The 15,318-nt window shown below is 32.3% G+C and carries 13 protein-coding genes; 2 read left to right on the top strand and 11 right to left on the bottom strand.

The features are described from left to right. Positions 1 to 8: 8 nt before the first annotated feature. The 7 genes from U0D62_RS03875 to U0D62_RS03905 form a co-directional block, all read right to left on the bottom strand. On the bottom strand, positions 9 to 1,244 hold the full coding sequence (locus U0D62_RS03875) for an efflux RND transporter periplasmic adaptor subunit (protein WP_322193996.1): 1,236 nt from the start codon (positions 1,242 to 1,244) through the stop codon (positions 9 to 11). A 4-nt stretch (positions 1,245 to 1,248) separates the two neighbouring features. Then, positions 1,249 to 1,947: a PepSY domain-containing protein gene (locus U0D62_RS03880; protein WP_322193997.1), complete on the bottom strand. Its 699-nt coding sequence runs from the start codon at positions 1,945 to 1,947 to the stop codon at positions 1,249 to 1,251. Between the two features lie 9 nt (positions 1,948 to 1,956). Next, entirely contained in the window at positions 1,957 to 2,676 is a 720-nt protein-coding gene (locus U0D62_RS03885) for a heavy metal translocating P-type ATPase (RefSeq protein ID WP_322193998.1), read from the bottom strand. Further along, complete coding sequence (locus tag U0D62_RS03890) at positions 2,673 to 3,236, bottom strand: DUF3347 domain-containing protein (protein ID WP_322193999.1); 564 nt, start codon at positions 3,234 to 3,236, stop codon at positions 2,673 to 2,675. The genes U0D62_RS03885 and U0D62_RS03890 overlap by 4 nt, the downstream gene beginning before the upstream one ends. A 52-nt stretch (positions 3,237 to 3,288) precedes the next feature. Next, entirely contained in the window at positions 3,289 to 4,554 is a 1,266-nt protein-coding gene (locus tag U0D62_RS03895) for a TolC family protein (RefSeq protein ID WP_322194000.1), read from the bottom strand. Between the two features lie 29 nt (positions 4,555 to 4,583). After that, entirely contained in the window at positions 4,584 to 8,288 is a 3,705-nt protein-coding gene (locus tag U0D62_RS03900; protein WP_322194002.1) for an efflux RND transporter permease subunit, read from the bottom strand. 132 nt (positions 8,289 to 8,420) lie between these two features. Next, complete coding sequence (locus tag U0D62_RS03905) at positions 8,421 to 8,837, bottom strand: HYC_CC_PP family protein (protein ID WP_322194003.1); 417 nt, start codon at positions 8,835 to 8,837, stop codon at positions 8,421 to 8,423. Positions 8,838 to 8,976: 139 nt separating this feature from the next. Here U0D62_RS03905 and U0D62_RS03910 point away from each other — a divergent pair, with 139 nt between their 5' ends. Together U0D62_RS03910 and galE are read left to right on the top strand one after the other, a co-directional pair. Next, positions 8,977 to 9,432 carry a GAF domain-containing protein gene (locus tag U0D62_RS03910; RefSeq protein ID WP_322194004.1) on the top strand — a complete coding sequence of 152 codons (456 nt, stop codon included), beginning with the start codon at positions 8,977 to 8,979 and terminating at the stop codon, positions 9,430 to 9,432. Positions 9,433 to 9,636: 204 nt separating this feature from the next. Next, positions 9,637 to 10,653, top strand: a complete 1,017-nt coding sequence (gene galE, locus U0D62_RS03915; RefSeq protein ID WP_322194005.1) for a UDP-glucose 4-epimerase GalE — start codon at positions 9,637 to 9,639, stop codon at positions 10,651 to 10,653. 92 nt (positions 10,654 to 10,745) lie between these two features. Here galE and U0D62_RS03920 read toward each other — a convergent pair whose 3' ends face one another. From U0D62_RS03920 to U0D62_RS03935, 4 genes are all read right to left on the bottom strand, one after another. Then, positions 10,746 to 12,863 (bottom strand): peptidylprolyl isomerase, encoded by a 2,118-nt coding sequence (locus tag U0D62_RS03920; protein ID WP_322194006.1) that lies wholly within the window; start codon positions 12,861 to 12,863, stop codon positions 10,746 to 10,748. A gap of 149 nt (positions 12,864 to 13,012) precedes the next feature. Next, positions 13,013 to 13,630, bottom strand: coding sequence for a lysoplasmalogenase (locus U0D62_RS03925; RefSeq protein WP_322194007.1), 618 nt, complete (start codon positions 13,628 to 13,630; stop codon positions 13,013 to 13,015). A 172-nt stretch (positions 13,631 to 13,802) separates the two neighbouring features. Then, on the bottom strand, positions 13,803 to 15,092 hold the full coding sequence (locus tag U0D62_RS03930; RefSeq protein WP_322194008.1) for a hemolysin family protein: 1,290 nt from the start codon (positions 15,090 to 15,092) through the stop codon (positions 13,803 to 13,805). Continuing rightward, positions 15,092 to 15,289: a hypothetical protein gene (locus U0D62_RS03935; protein ID WP_322194009.1), complete on the bottom strand. Its 198-nt coding sequence runs from the start codon at positions 15,287 to 15,289 to the stop codon at positions 15,092 to 15,094. Before U0D62_RS03935 ends, U0D62_RS03930 begins: the two co-directional genes overlap by 1 nt. Positions 15,290 to 15,318: the final 29 nt, after the last annotated feature.

Raw genomic sequence — 15,318 nt, forward strand, 5'->3', positions numbered from 1 at the left:
GGTTTTTTCTATTGATCAGCTTTATTCATCATAGATTTTTTCCCCTTTAATTGAGCAGCAGCATCAATTGTAAAGGTACCTTGTGTTACTACTTCCTCTCCTGTTGTAAGTCCGGAGGAAACAATATAATCATCTCCAGAAATTTCGCCCAAAACCACCTCTCTCATTTCGAATACTGGAGCATCTGGATCTGTTTTAACATATACGACAGAACGTTCCCCTGTCCATAGCACAGCACTTTTAGGAATAGAAATTGTTTCATTATTAGTATTAGAATTTGCTTGTACTATCCCTTCTACAAACATTCCAGGTTTAAATTTCTTATTTTTATTATCCAATACAACTCTTACTTCTACTGTTCTTGTATCTTCTTGCAAAACCGGGTCAATAAAAGCAATAGTAGCTTTTAATTCTTCTCCAGGAAATGCTTTGGTTTTAATGCTTATAGATTGCCCCGTTTTTAATGTAGATATCATATTTTCATAAGCATCAAATGAGGCCCAAACAGAATTAAGGTTTGCAATCTTAAACATGGCTTGTCCTTCTGACATATGGTTTCCTAAATCGACCATTTTTTCTGTGACAACTCCAGAAACATTAGCATATATCGGGAAATTACTTTTTACCTTACCCGATTCTTCAATTCCTGTTATTTGTTTTTCAGAAAGTTTCCATAATAGCAACTTGCTTTTTACTGCCTGATACAGATCTGGTTGAGTTTTTTTTATGGCAGATACGGTAAGAAGTTCTTGTTGTGCAGCAACTAACTCTGGAGAGTAAATCAAGACTAATAACTGTCCTCTATTTATTTTTTCTCCAACATAATTTACATATAATTTTTCTATTCTTCCTGAAAAATGAGCTGTTTGTATCGCATTAGCCTCTTCATTTGTTATGATTTTTCCGGATAAGACAATATTATTTTTTTTGAGTTTCTCCATACCGATATTCGTAGTTTGAACATTGGCTAATGCTAAAGCATTTTTGGACATCCGAAATTGATCAGGAGTTAATCCATCTTCAGTTTTTACCGCAGGTATTAAATCCATTGCGCAAATAGGGCAATCACCTGGTTCAGGTTGCATTACCTGAGGATGCATTGAGCAAGTCCACATTTGATCAGAAGTGCTAGTAGAATGATCATGAGCATCTATTGTCTCCTTCTCATTTTTATTTCCAAAAATGAAATACCCCAGAAGCAATCCTACTAATACGGCAACTACTACATAAATACTATTTTTCATCTCGTTATTTTTTTAAAATTTTTCTAATGGTAGGTGATGAAATAAACCAAAGTATAAAACCACTGAGCACAGTGATTAACCCCAATAAAGAGAATACTCTTAATACCGTAGTGTTAAAATCATCTCTACCTTCATAATCCATCGTATGTGTCATCCATAAAAAATCAAACCATCTCCATGATCTATGGCGCACTCTTTGAAATTTTCCATCATTTACAGATACGTATGCTTTCACATTTTCTGGATGATTGTAGGTGATCACATAAGCCGGCAATGTTCTTTCTCTATATTCATGATGTTTGTTGGTCTCTGTTAGTAGTTCTATTGATTTTACTTCTAAAGTATCCAACATAAACTCAGAGGCGATAGCTAATGCTTCTTGCTTAGAAACTTTAGATTTCACTACTCCTGATTTAGCATCTATCAAAACACTATCATTAACCCAATAAAATGGTTTACCAGTGATTGTTTTCAATTCTAAAGATGTGATCTTAAACCTTGCAGAAACCTTCCCTAATCCAGGCAAACTATCATAAGCTACTTCTTTTTCATCTTTTTTAAACTGATCTCCATGAATCTCATCAATATTTGTCCAGCTAAAATATAGCCCGCTTATCGTCCACATCAAAAATTGTAATCCCAGAAATATCCCCAGATATCGATGTGTTCTTCTAATCCATAATGCTGTGTTTCTTTTAACCATCGCTTTTATTTATGAATATATTTTTATTAGCATCCAGATGGTCATTATTAACATAATAGAATTCTCAATAAACGTTGCTTTAGTCATAGGTAATTTCAATGCTGTCCCCAAGCAAGCACATCTAATACTTTTTTTATCTAACAACACTTTAGTTACACCTATTGTTGTAGCTCCTAAAACAATTAAGGTTATGATTAATGATGCTTCTATTTGAAATCGTGTTAAAAAAAATATTCCAAGAGTTACTTCTATAAATGGATAAACCCATCCATAAAAAGGTAATAATTTTGCTAAAGGATCATACATTTTAAAAGAGTCAGGAAATCCTTTTAAATCCAGTAGTTTAAAAAAACTAAATACTACATAGAAAAGCCCCATAAAATCCAGCATGAAACCTTCTGTACTCCAGGGAGCGACATTTAGGCCTACTGCAGCAATAGTAATATATCCAAATATCAGAAACAACGGGAATAGTTGCTGTAACTCTCCTTTTTCTTCAGTTTTTGTTAAAAATACTTCTTTAATTTCCTTTTTGGATATTATGTACTTATCTGGTAAAGCTTTTTGAAAAACTTCTAATTGGATCTGAGATTTCGTCTTTATAACAGCTTCTTTATTCTGCAGGTCTACATCAACGCTTATTACATCCTTAATCTCATTAAGTTTTTTCATTACCTGACTTCTGCAGCCATTGCAGGTCATTCCATCTATTTGATATGTTTGTATCATTTTATGGTCTGATTGACGCTTCCGCATTTTAACATTCTATCTCCAAAATATGGATTACGAACCTCTTTTGAATTAGATAACCAATAACCTCCTTCTCCTTCAAATGCCATTGGGCAAAATTGTTTATACACTTCTCCAGAGGTTATTTCTGCATTACCAATTATTTTTTCTATTTCTTGGGTAAGCGTTACAAAAAAGTCTCTTTGTTTTTTAACGTCTTTAGTAAGTGATATTAAATTTGCTGTCGCTATTAGTTGCTTGTTTTCTTCACTTTGAGGTACACTATTTTGGAGGTTTTTTGCTTCGGTTCTCACTGTTTCACTATTGGTATTAACCAATGCTGCTTTTACATTAAGGTACTGGTTATAAACTTTAGTAACAGATGGATCTTTGAATATTACTTCACTTTTAGTAGTTGTTTTATTAAGATCTTTTACTACTGCTTCAGTGTTTTCATTTTCTTTTTGGTCTATGTTTTCTTGTTCTTTTTTATCTTTTCCACAAGAAAAAACTGTAGTTATTGCTATAGTAAGTATCAGTGATTTTAAAATTGTTTTCATTTTTATAATTTTTATAATTTTTATTAGTATTCAGTATACGTTGGTTTATTAATTAGTTTAAATAGTTAATGAAAGAAGTTTGTACAAAATAATTGGTGATAGCTTCTATTTTTTTTATTTCAAAATTCAGTATCATATTTTGTAATTCTATCAATTCATCAAATTTTAATTGATCTGTTTTATATAATGTTAATGCCACTTCTTCGGCTTGTTTAGTTTGTTCAACATTTTTAAGTTGTGTATTATAATTTATCCTTGCCGTAATTCTGTTATTAATTGCTTTTTCAAGAATTTCTTCTAATCTATTCTGTTCTGATTCACGTTGTTGTAAATACCCTTCCTGCATCAGGTCAAATTGTTTATCTTTTGATTGATATTTCTTAGAGAACAAAGGAATAGATAGCGATACCATTGGCATTAAAATATCTTTACCATTATCATCAAAATTAAGGTTTGGACGTTCTTCAACTACTACATAATCCAATCCCAAACTTAGTCCTGGCAATCGTTCTTTGTCATTTACTCTTTTTTGGGCATTCACAACTTCATCAAGATGATCATACTTAAGTAATTCTGGATGATACGTAACTTCATCAATTGACATTGTGGGTTCTTCTTCTGGAATTATAAGGTTATCAGGAACCAAAAGTTCATCAAAACCATCACGGTCTAATAATTTATTAAAACTTGTTTCTACATTAAGAATATTCCCTTTTAAGATCTCGATTTTATTATCCAATTCATTTTGTGCTATAGTAATCTTAAGTACATCTAGTGTAGTTGCCTTGTTACCCGCTACTTCGGATATAGCAACCTCTTTATAATTTTCTAACAACTGTTTTTGTTCTTTTAAAACAAGTTCTTTTGCTTTAAGGCTGTACAATTCATAATACCGTTGTTTTACTTTCAAAGCTATTTTACGTCTTGCAATCTCAATTTCATTTTTTTGCACTTCACTTTGCGTAAGTTCTTTGTCTCTTCTAGCTTTTAGTGTTCCAAACCAAGGCATTTTTTGTTGAGCACTGAATTTTGCTTTCTGAGCTCCGGTTCTAGTTTCGGGTTCACTCACAAAATATCCAGTACCAATCGTAGTATTAGGCAAACTACCAGATTCTTTAACCTTTTCTACAGTTGCTTCATATGTGTATTGCAAAGCTTTAAGCTGTGGATTATTCTGCTCTGCCTCGGTAATATATTCCTGAAGCGTTTGAGCATTATTTTGTAAGGTAAAAAGAGAGAAAAAAGCAATAAGAAACTGCCCTAATTTTTTATTGATGTTACTCTTTTGGTTATATTTTGATATACGTCTAAAACTCATAGTATATATTAATGGTTCAATATTTTTCTTTATTCTACAATTGTTTTTCTTAAAGATATTTCTGCTTTCCAGCTATATAACACCGGAACAACAAATAACGTAATTAAGGCAATAAACATCCCACCAAAAGCAGGTATCGCCATAGGAATCATAATATCACTCCCTTTACCTGTGGAAGTAAGTATTGGTAGTAACGCTAATATCGTAGTTGCTGTTGTCATTAGGCAGGGAGTAATTCTTTTTTCTCCTGCTTCGATTACCGATTTTCTTATAGCATCTTTGGTTTTAGGAACATTCTTATCAAAAGTTTGTTTTAAATATGTAGCCATTACCACTCCATCATCGGTTGCAATGCCAAACAACGCTATAAAACCTACCCAAACAGCCACACTAAGATGAATGGTATGCACCTGAAACAGGGATCTCAAATTAATTTCGAAAATATCAAAATTCAAAAACCAACCTTGCCCATACAACCATATCATGATAAAACCTCCGGCAAAAGCAACAGCTACTCCCGTAAAAACCATTAATGAGGTAGCAATTGATCTGAATTGAAAATAAAGGATTAAAAATATTATAGCAAGAGCTAATGGTACTACAATTGCTAAAGTTTTTTCTGCTTGTAGTTGGTTTTCATATGTTCCTGCAAACTGATAACTGATTCCTTTGGGCACTTGTAACTCTCCAGTATCTATTTTTTGTTGAATCATTTTTTGAGCATTCTCTACCACATCTACTTCTGCAAAATCGTCAAGTTTGTCAAATAACACATATCCTATTAAGAACGTATCCTCACTTTTTATTGTCTGAGGTCCTTTTTCATATCTTATTTTTACTAATTCTCCTAAAGGAACGGGGCTCCCATTATATACAGGAACATAAATATTAGTAAGGTCTTCAGGAGTATCTCGTAGTTCTCTAGGATATCGTACTCTAACAGAATATCTTTCTCTACCTTCAACTGTTTGCGTGAGTGATTTTCCTCCCACTGCTACTTCTAAAACCTGTTGAACATCTTTTATCGACACTCCATATCTGGCGATTTTATCTCTATCTATATCAATTAACATATAGGGTTTGCCAACAATTCTTTCTGCAAAAACCGCTTCTTTCTTAACTCCTTTAACATTTAACAGAATTTCTTCAAGAGCTAGTCCAAAATCTTGAATCTGCTCTAAATCAGAGCCCTTTACCTTAATTCCCATAGGTGCTCTCATTCCTGTTTGCAACATAACTAAACGTGTCTGAATTGGTTGTAATTTGGGTGCAGAAGTAACGCCTGGTAATGTCGTTGCTTTTATAATTTCTTGCCAAATATCGTCAGGAGAATTAATATGAGATCGCCAATTTCTATAAAATTTTCCATCATTATCTGGTATCAATAAATCTTCGGTTGCATTATACATATAAAGATTAGGCACCAAACGACCATCTTTTAATTCATATAAGCCATCTATATTAGTTTTAAATCTTCCAGGCTCTCCTTTATTGTTAAGTACATATTCTGATTTATAAGCTATGACATTTTCATACATCGATAGAGGAGCTGGATCTAGCGCAGACTCTGTTCTTCCAGCTTTTCCAACAACAGTTTTTATTTCTGGGATCGTTGCCACAGCCATATCCAATTGCTGCAATACTCTTTTATTCTCTTCAACTCCTGAATGTGGCAAAGAAGTAGGCATGAGTAAAAATGCTCCTTCGTTTAATGAGGGCATGAATTCTTTACCTGTATTACGCCAAACCAAAAAACCCAAAAGAAGTAATACAGAAGGTATACTGAGAAATAATAGCTTATTGGCAAGAGTCCACTCTAAAATTTTTGTATAATATCTTTTAAATAGTTTAAAAACTCCTAATATCCCTAAGGTGGTGGCAGTTACAAATACAGCATTAGTAAAAAGTGAATTTTGCACTCCTAAAGGTCTCCAATATATGGTCAAAAAATAAATGATTACCAGGATTGATATAACCAGATTAAAAATATGAGCACGTTTTTTCTTCAATATATCATACGATGACAATATTCCAATAACACCAAACCCAATCAGAACTAACCCTAAAAAATAACCATAGATTAACGCCAGAATTCCTATACTAAGGGATATCCCTTGCGTTAAAAGCACTATTTTTCGTTTACTAATTTTGATATTAAATACAAATGCTGCGATTGGCGGAATAAAAAATAATGCTACTACAATTGCTGCTAGCAAGGCCATAGTCTTAGTAAAAGCCAAAGGACGAAAAAGTTTACCTTCTGCTCCAATCATGGTAAATACCGGTAAAAAACTAATAATAGTTGTTAGCACTGCTGTGATAATGGCTCCAGAAACTTCTGAGGTGGCAGTATACACCACTTTATTAATGGATTCCTTTTTCCTACTATTCTCTAGATGTCTTAGGATATTCTCTGAAAGAATTACTCCGAGATCGACCATAGTACCAATTGCGATTGCTATTCCTGATAATGCAACTATATTAGCTTCTACTTTAAACCATTTCATTGTTATAAAAACCATCAATACAGCCACAGGTAATAATCCCGAAATAAGAACAGATGCTCTTAGGTTAAAGAGCATAATGGTTATTACCAAAATAGTAATTAAAATCTCCAACGTAAGAGTTTCTTCAAGAGTTCCAAGAGTTTCTTGTATCAACTCTGTTCTGTCATAAAACGGAACAACTGTAAGTTGGGATGTTCTACCATCTTTTAAAACCTTAGACGGCAATCCTTTTTCGATCTCTATTATTTTTGATTTAACAGATTGAATTACCTGCATTGGGTTAGCACCATATCTGGATACTACCACTCCTCCAACTACTTCTGCTCCTTCTTTATCCAGTATTCCTCTTCTGGGTGCCGGGCCTAAAGATACTTTGGCAATATCTTTTACTCGTATCGTTGTAAAATTTTGAGTACTTACGGCCGCATTTTCGATATCTTCAATAGAATGTACATATCCTAATCCTCTTACAAGGTACTCTACTTTATTGATTTCTAAAGTTTGAATTCCTGTATCTATATTGCTTTCTTTTACAGCATTTACAATATGATGTAAATCAATACTATATTGTTTTAATAATTCTGGATTAACATCTATCTGATACTCCTGAACATACCCTCCAACAGAAGCTACTTCAGACACTCCTTTAGCCGACGATAATACATACTTTACATAATAATCCTGGATGCTCCTAAGTTCATTAAGGTCCCATCCTCCCGTTACATTACCATTCTCATCTCGACCTTCTAAAGTATACCAAAAAATCTGTCCTAGTCCTGTAGCGTCTGGTCCTAAGGTAGGAACGACATCTTCAGGAAGTAATCCTTTGGGCAAGGAATTTAGTTTTTCCAAAACTCTACTTCTACTCCAATAAAATTCTATTCCTTCTTCAAAAATTATATAAATATTTGAAAAACCGAACATAGAAGAACTCCTAATCGTTTTAACACCAGGAATTCCTAATAAAGAAGTTGTTAATGGATACGTAATTTGATCCTCTATATCCTGTGGAGAACGACCACTCCATTTGGTAAATACAATTTGTTGGTTATCGCCAATATCAGGTATAGCATCTACAGCAACCGGATCATGAGGCAATCCTATCTCAGAGAGTGCGTTACCCCAATTAAAAGGTGAATGAACAATCCCCCAGATTATCAGAATTATTATTAATAGAAAGGCGACAAACTTATTTTCAATTAAAAAACGAATGCTTTTGTTGAGCATAGACTTAAATTTTTAGCTAATCATTAGAAAGTAATCATGCTTCAATATTATTGAAGTAATTAGTAATTAAGTTCAATATTGGCATTACAACTTCTCTTTGAAGTCAAAACGCCAAACAGTAATAAACTAAAATCAAATAAGATAAGTCTCGTGTAAAACAAGGATATTCCTGACCAAATCAGGAGGAGAATACTCTTTAAAGCCCAAGTTTCTTTCTTCGGAAGCTTCAAACAGTTTTAAATAAGAGTATACAAAAGAGGTGATAAACACTTGTTGCTGAAGCTCAATCTTATCAAAAGTCATTTTTAATTCATCCTGTCCCTCAATAACCAAAACTTCGTCTTTACAACAAGATTTCTTCATCGTTTTTACATGAAGATCATTTGAATAACTCATCATATCCATACCACAGTCCTTGGCTTCAGAGAACACGGCTACATCTACCAAAAATCTACCACAATAATGTTTTTCTATTGTAAAAGACACAGTAGAAGCCAGTACTAAAACTGCTAATAATAATGATGTTATTTTTTGAAATACCTCTTTCATTTCGACAACAAAGTTACACAATAATTGAAAATATGATAAATTTTATATTTTTAACAGGCTATTTTTAACAAAACTATACAACTGTTAAAGATAGTTTGTTCTAAATATTTTAAATATTTTTGCCCGAAAATTGTAAGGAATGTTATTTGAAAACCTAAAGTCACAAGTTACAAGTATTCTTGAAAAAGAAGATCAGACAGTAACAGATAGACTCCATATGATCTGCCAATTGCTTAATAACAATATCGATTATTATGATTGGGTTGGTTTTTATTTTAAAAATGGAGATAAAGAAGAGCTAAAGCTTAGAACCTATGTTGGTGAAGAAACCGATCATACAATTATTCCTTTCGGGAAAGGGATTTGTGGGCAAGTAGCTATTTCTAATAAGAACTTTATTGTACCAGATGTTCAAGCGCAAGATAATTATATTGCTTGTAGTATTAATGTAAAATCTGAGATCGTAGTTCCTCTATTTAAAGATGGAGAAAATATTGGTCAAATTGATATTGACTCTGAAACTAACGATCCTTTTACTGAAAAAGACGAAAGGTTCCTGGAGTTTGTAAATCAAGAAGTTGCCAAAATATTATAAATCACCTAAAAAGTTTTAAAAAAATACTATTTGCTTTCTTTAAGGCTAATAGTATTTTTTTACTCACAATTTTTACACTTAGACTCCCCATTTTTGTAAGTACATAAAACTTTACAAATATCTTCTGGATAAAAATCAAATACATAAATTTGTTAATTACATTAATCTAAGCTTTTTATATTTATTCTAGAAAACAAAAAACCAATGAAAATACTAGTAACAGGAGGATTAGGGTTTATAGGTTCACACACCGTAGTAGAATTGCAAAATGAAGGATTTGAAGTAATTATTATTGACAATTGCTCTAATTCTTCTAAAGACGTTTTAAAAGGTATTACTGCTATCACCGGGATTTCTCCTCTTTTTGAAGAGTTTGACCTAAGAGAGAGATCTAAAGTCGAAGATTTTTTCAAAAGACATCAGGATATTGAAGGAGTAATTCATTTTGCAGCATCAAAAGCTGTTGGAGAAAGTGTAGAAAATCCTTTACTTTATTATGAAAACAATATCGCAACTTTAGTGTACATCCTAAAGGAATTACAAAAAAAGGATAATGCTTCTTTTATTTTTAGTTCTTCTTGTACAGTTTACGGTCAGGCTGATGAGCTTCCTATTACTGAAAATGCTCCTGTAAAAATTGCAGAATCTCCGTATGGAAATACAAAACAAATGGGGGAAGAAATTATTAGAGACACCTGTAAAGTAAATGAAAAGCTTAGTGCAATTTCATTACGTTATTTTAATCCAATTGGAGCTCACCCATCTGCTGAGATAGGAGAACTACCTATTGGAGTACCACAAAATCTGGTTCCTTTTATTACACAAACCGCTATCGGTTTAAGAAAACAATTATCAGTGTTTGGCGACGATTATCCTACAAATGACGGGACTTGTATACGTGATTATATCCATGTTGTGGATTTAGCAAAGGCCCATGTTATAGCTTTACAAAGACTTCTAAAGATGCAAAACAAAACTAATTATGAAGTATTTAATGTTGGTACTGGCACTGGAAGTTCTGTTCTTGAAGTAATCCAATCCTTTGAAAAAGCTTCTAATCAAAAACTTAATTATAAAATTGTAAAAAGAAGAGCAGGAGATGTTACAGCTGCTTATGCCGATACTACAAAAGCTAATAAAGAGTTAGGTTGGACATCTAAAAGTAATCTGGATGATGCTTTATCTTCTGCCTGGAAATGGGAGCAAAAAGTTAGAAATTAGTTATTCTTTCTTTACCTATAAAAACATTTAACAACAAAAAAACCAGAAGAATCATCTTCTGGTTTTTTTGTTGTTATTATTTTATTCAAATCCTAGTAGAACTTGGATCTTTTATCTTCGATTTCTGCAGCTTCTTTTAATGCATTAAACACTCTTGAATTTACTGCTCCAGCTCTTGCTGTAGATGTTTGAGAAGCATAACTCATATAAGTATCTAAACCAGAGGCTGGCGTATTCTTAGTCACTTCTATAACATAAACTCCGTTGTTACCCTCTATAGGCTTTGAAACCTTACCTATTTCTAATGTAAACGCCGTTCCTACTACTTTAGGCTCTGTTCCTGCACCACTAACTGTTGGTGTTTTCATATTTAAAGCAGAAGCCGTTTTTACTGTTTGACCTTGGCTGCTTGCTATGTTATCCAAAGATGTTCCACTTATCTTATTTTTAAGCATTTCTGCCTTCTTTTCTTTAATAAGAATAGGTTTTACTGTAGGACTAGCATCTGCTGCTTTCATAACTCCTTTAGAAGACTTAGCCGTTAGTTGTACTACTGCATATCCATCTGGCACATCAAAACGCTTTACATCACCAACTTTAGACTCTTCATTAAAAGCCCATTGAACAATAGATCTCTGAGCACCTACTCCAGGAATATTTTCGTCTAATTCCTTAATCTTATTTACAGGGCGTACTTCTTTTTCTTCAGATTTTGCTACCTCTGCAAAATCACCATCTTTAGTAGCTATCTGAAATTTTGTAGTCTCAGTAAAAATATCATTAATGGTCTTTTCGCTAGGCTCAATTTTTTGAGCAATTGTAGCAACTTTGACTACCTTTTGTTCATTTTTCTGATCTTCGATCTTAATAATATGATATCCGAATGGAGTTTCAACTATTCCTTGATCTCCAACTTTATTCTCAAAACAATAATCGTTAAAAGCAGGCACCATATAATTGTAAGTAAAGTATCCTAAGTCTCCACCTTTATCCTTGTTACTCGTATCTGATGAGAAAGTAGCTGCTAATTCTGTGAATTTATCATTATTATTCTTAACAACACCTGCAATACTATCTGCTAATACTTTTGCTTCTTCTTTTGTACGTTTAGTATCTCCTGCAGTACGTAATCCTACCCAAGATACTAAGATATGACTTGCCTTTACAGAATCAGGAACTTGTTTTTGTGCAATTGCTTTAGATATCTTTATAAACTCTCCATCTTTATATGGGCCATAAATTTCACCAGTAGGAAGGTTATATAATGTATCCGCAACACTAGAAGGCAAATCTTTTTTGAAAACAAAACGATCCTCAAATTTTATTGCAGAATTTTGATTTACGTAATCTTCAATATTGGTTGTGTTTTTAAATCCTAAAACAGAATCATTAGCATTTGTTGCAGAATTAAAAACAACTCTATCTTCTATCAATTTAGAAACATCCGCTTTGATATCGTTCTCATCACTTTCGCTTGCTACTTCTTTAAATGACACGTAACGAATACTTCTTGTAGCTTCTGATTGGTACTTATCAACCTGTGCATTAATATATGTCTGAATCTCTGCATCCGACACTTGTATTTCTGTATCAGGAATACTTGAATATGGAAGTTGAACGTATTTAATATCTACATTATCATTTTCCATTTTATAAACTAACTCCCCTTCTTTAAGGGTTGCACCTACTCCTGCTTTGATCATTGTAAGATATGTTTCTTCCAAAGCATTAGTACCTAAAGCTATCTTATAATCTTGCCATCTCTTAAATGCAGCCGGATTTGTAGCTTGAATATTAGCTACATATTCTTGCATTTTTGCTTTATCAAATACACCTGCATCATTCTGAAAAGTAGGATCGTTTGCTAAAGCTTCTTCTAACAAATCAGTTACTTGATCTTTACCAACTTTAATCCCTAATTCTTCAAACTGCTCTTCAAAAACAGTTTTTCTTACAAATCTATTCCAAACATTATTCACAGCTTGAATTGTAGAACCTCCTCTAAATCCTGAAGAAGCTGCTTCTACTTCTTTTGCAAATTCTGTTCTATCAATATCTTTTCCATTTATGGTAGCAATAGTATTCTCTGCTTTCTGAGAAATCGCTCCTCCATTACGAATCAAATCTGCTAAGACAAACGAAAACAGTGCTAATGCGATAATCACAATTAGAAAAACGGAACGTTGTCTGATTTTATTTAAAACTGCCATTTTAAGTTTAATTTATTCAAATATAGTGGGCGAAAATACCATTTTATTAGAATAATACCAATTAAAGACTAAAAGTCTTTGCAACTTTTTTTGGTTTTTAACTCAGTAGATATTTTAACTTGTTTTGGTTTGAAAAAACAAAGTGTTTTTTAACCGTTAATTTCTTGCTTTAAAACCCCATACACAATAAGTAATTGGGCAATTGCATAAGTAGTCATAATCATTATATTACTCAACATAATAGGTTGATAAAACATGTTAAGTGCTAACAAACTATCTGAAAGCATAAAAAATAATGCTCCTACTAAAACATAATTATAGCTTGATTTTTGCACTAGACCTTTTCTTAAAAATGCCGTATTAGCCATAAGTAAAATCACGACCATATAGACAATCACAGGAATAAGCATTTGATCTAATCCTGGATATAAGACATAAAACAAACTCAAGCCATATAACAAAGTAATAGCCAAAAACAATCCTGGTTTTTGGGTTTTATTTCTTTTTTTAAGAAAAACTAAAACATACATCACATGCGCTATCAAAAATGATAGCAATCCCATTATAAAGAAAAGATGTGATTGTTCAGTAAACAACAATAAAACGTCTCCTGATAGTGAGAAAACAAGTGCCAATAACATTAACAGCGTTGTTCTTTTGGGTAACACTCTTGAATATCGAAGAAAAAATACAATTAATGCTCCAACAACCGAAGGCTTTGTTATATCCCTGTAAGAACCGTATTCTTCAATACTACTACAAATCAAATCGCAGATTATAATAAAACTATAAATCAGTATAAAGCTTATTATACTTTTAACAGGTATAGATGAGGTTTTTAAGTTCACAAGAGCTTATATTTTGGTTAATTAAGTAATATCCACAGCTTCAAAGCTAATCAATTCATTTAATACGAATGACTTTCAAAACAAAATTAGATCAATCCTCCTCTGCTACTTCAAGCTCTACTATTTCGATCTTAGTATTGGATGTTTCAATTATATTAATTTTAAAAGAATTAATCTCCAAAAAATCTCCTTGTTGGGGTATTTCTTCGGTATGGTTTACAATCATACCTCCTAGCGTTTCATAATGCTCACTTTCTGGAAGGTTTAACTTATAAGTTTCATTTATATAATCTACTTCCATTCTTGCTGAAAATCGATAATGATTCTTATTTAAAATATCTTCTATCAGTTCTATAGAATCGTGCTCATCTTCTATTTCTCCAAAAAGCTCTTCTACGATATCTTCTACAGTAATAATACCACTGGTTCCACCATATTCATCTATTACGACAGCCATGCTTTTGTGTTTTTTAGTCAAAAGATTCAAAACATCTTTTACATACATAGTCTCAGGAACAAAAACTACTGGTAATAAAATAGATTTTAAAGATTTAGGTTTTTTAAACAACTCAAAGGAATGTACATATCCTATAATATCATCTATGGTATCATCAAACACTAATATTTTAGACAATCCTGTATCTATAAATAACCTGCTTACTTCTTTTATAGATTGTGATTTTTCTATCGCTACAATCTCAGTACGAGGCACCATTACTTCTCGAGATTTCACATCAGAAAACTCCAAGGCATTTTGAAAAATCTGTATTTCACTATCAATATCATCGTGAGCTTCAACAGTTTCCATTTGTTCATTGATATAATCTCCTAACTCTGTCTTACTAAAGGCTAATTGAACTTCATCCCCATCTGTTTTCAAAAATTTCTTCAGCACAAAGTCTGACACCCAAATAACAAAAGAAGAAATTGGAGAAAAAATCCAATAAAACAAATATGCTGGCAAAGAGAATATCTTTAACAAGGAATTTGCATAGATCTGAAAAAAAACTTTTGGTAAAAACTCTGCAGTCAACAAAATTACTACCGTAGAAACTACAGTTTGCGTCAATAAACTGAAATCTGTAAGTATAGTATCCCAAAATTGAGATCCCGTAGGAATAGAGGCTTGAAAGAAATTCATCAAAACTTCTCCCATATAAAAACCATATACAACTAAAGCAATATTATTACCAACTAACATGGTAGCAATAAACTTAGATGGTTTACGTGTTAAACGCTTAAGAATAGTAGATAAAAAACCTTCTTGTTTTTTCTCTATTTCAATATGAATTTTATTAGAAGAAACATAGGCTATTTCCATTCCTGAAAAAAAAGCGGAAAGAATAAGAGAAAGTACAATTACGACTATGTGCCACTCCATTATTGATCTTTGTTATTAGCTTCGAATCTTTTTCTAAAATTTCTTTTAAAGAAATACATAAAAATCGCTACTCCAGCAAAACACAAATACAATACACTTCTATTTCCTTCCTGACCCCATTCTACATATGCTTGATATATAAAAAAACACATAATAGCCAGGTAGGCAAATTCAAAAAATCTAAAAATCTTTTTCATCTATTTTTATAATTTATGTAGATGATGAC

It is taken from the genome of Aquimarina callyspongiae (assembly GCF_034322225.1).
Classification (GTDB): Bacteria; Bacteroidota; Bacteroidia; order Flavobacteriales; family Flavobacteriaceae; genus Aquimarina.

What these genes read in the sequence shown, in the direction of transcription:
- U0D62_RS03875 (WP_322193996.1), bottom strand. Translation starts at nt 1,244, where the DNA reads ATGAAAAATAGTATTTATGTAGTAGTTGCCGTATTAGTAGGATTGCTT.
- U0D62_RS03880 (WP_322193997.1), bottom strand. Translation starts at nt 1,947, where the DNA reads ATGGTTAAAAGAAACACAGCATTATGGATTAGAAGAACACATCGATAT.
- U0D62_RS03885 (WP_322193998.1), bottom strand. Translation starts at nt 2,676, where the DNA reads ATGATACAAACATATCAAATAGATGGAATGACCTGCAATGGCTGCAGA.
- U0D62_RS03890 (WP_322193999.1), bottom strand. Translation starts at nt 3,236, where the DNA reads ATGAAAACAATTTTAAAATCACTGATACTTACTATAGCAATAACTACA.
- U0D62_RS03895 (WP_322194000.1), bottom strand. Translation starts at nt 4,554, where the DNA reads ATGAGTTTTAGACGTATATCAAAATATAACCAAAAGAGTAACATCAAT.
- U0D62_RS03900 (WP_322194002.1), bottom strand. Translation starts at nt 8,288, where the DNA reads ATGCTCAACAAAAGCATTCGTTTTTTAATTGAAAATAAGTTTGTCGCC.
- U0D62_RS03905 (WP_322194003.1), bottom strand. Translation starts at nt 8,837, where the DNA reads ATGAAAGAGGTATTTCAAAAAATAACATCATTATTATTAGCAGTTTTA.
- U0D62_RS03910 (WP_322194004.1), top strand. Translation starts at nt 8,977, where the DNA reads ATGTTATTTGAAAACCTAAAGTCACAAGTTACAAGTATTCTTGAAAAA.
- galE (WP_322194005.1), top strand. Translation starts at nt 9,637, where the DNA reads ATGAAAATACTAGTAACAGGAGGATTAGGGTTTATAGGTTCACACACC.
- U0D62_RS03920 (WP_322194006.1), bottom strand. Translation starts at nt 12,863, where the DNA reads ATGGCAGTTTTAAATAAAATCAGACAACGTTCCGTTTTTCTAATTGTG.
- U0D62_RS03930 (WP_322194008.1), bottom strand. Translation starts at nt 15,092, where the DNA reads ATGGAGTGGCACATAGTCGTAATTGTACTTTCTCTTATTCTTTCCGCT.
- U0D62_RS03935 (WP_322194009.1), bottom strand. Translation starts at nt 15,289, where the DNA reads ATGAAAAAGATTTTTAGATTTTTTGAATTTGCCTACCTGGCTATTATG.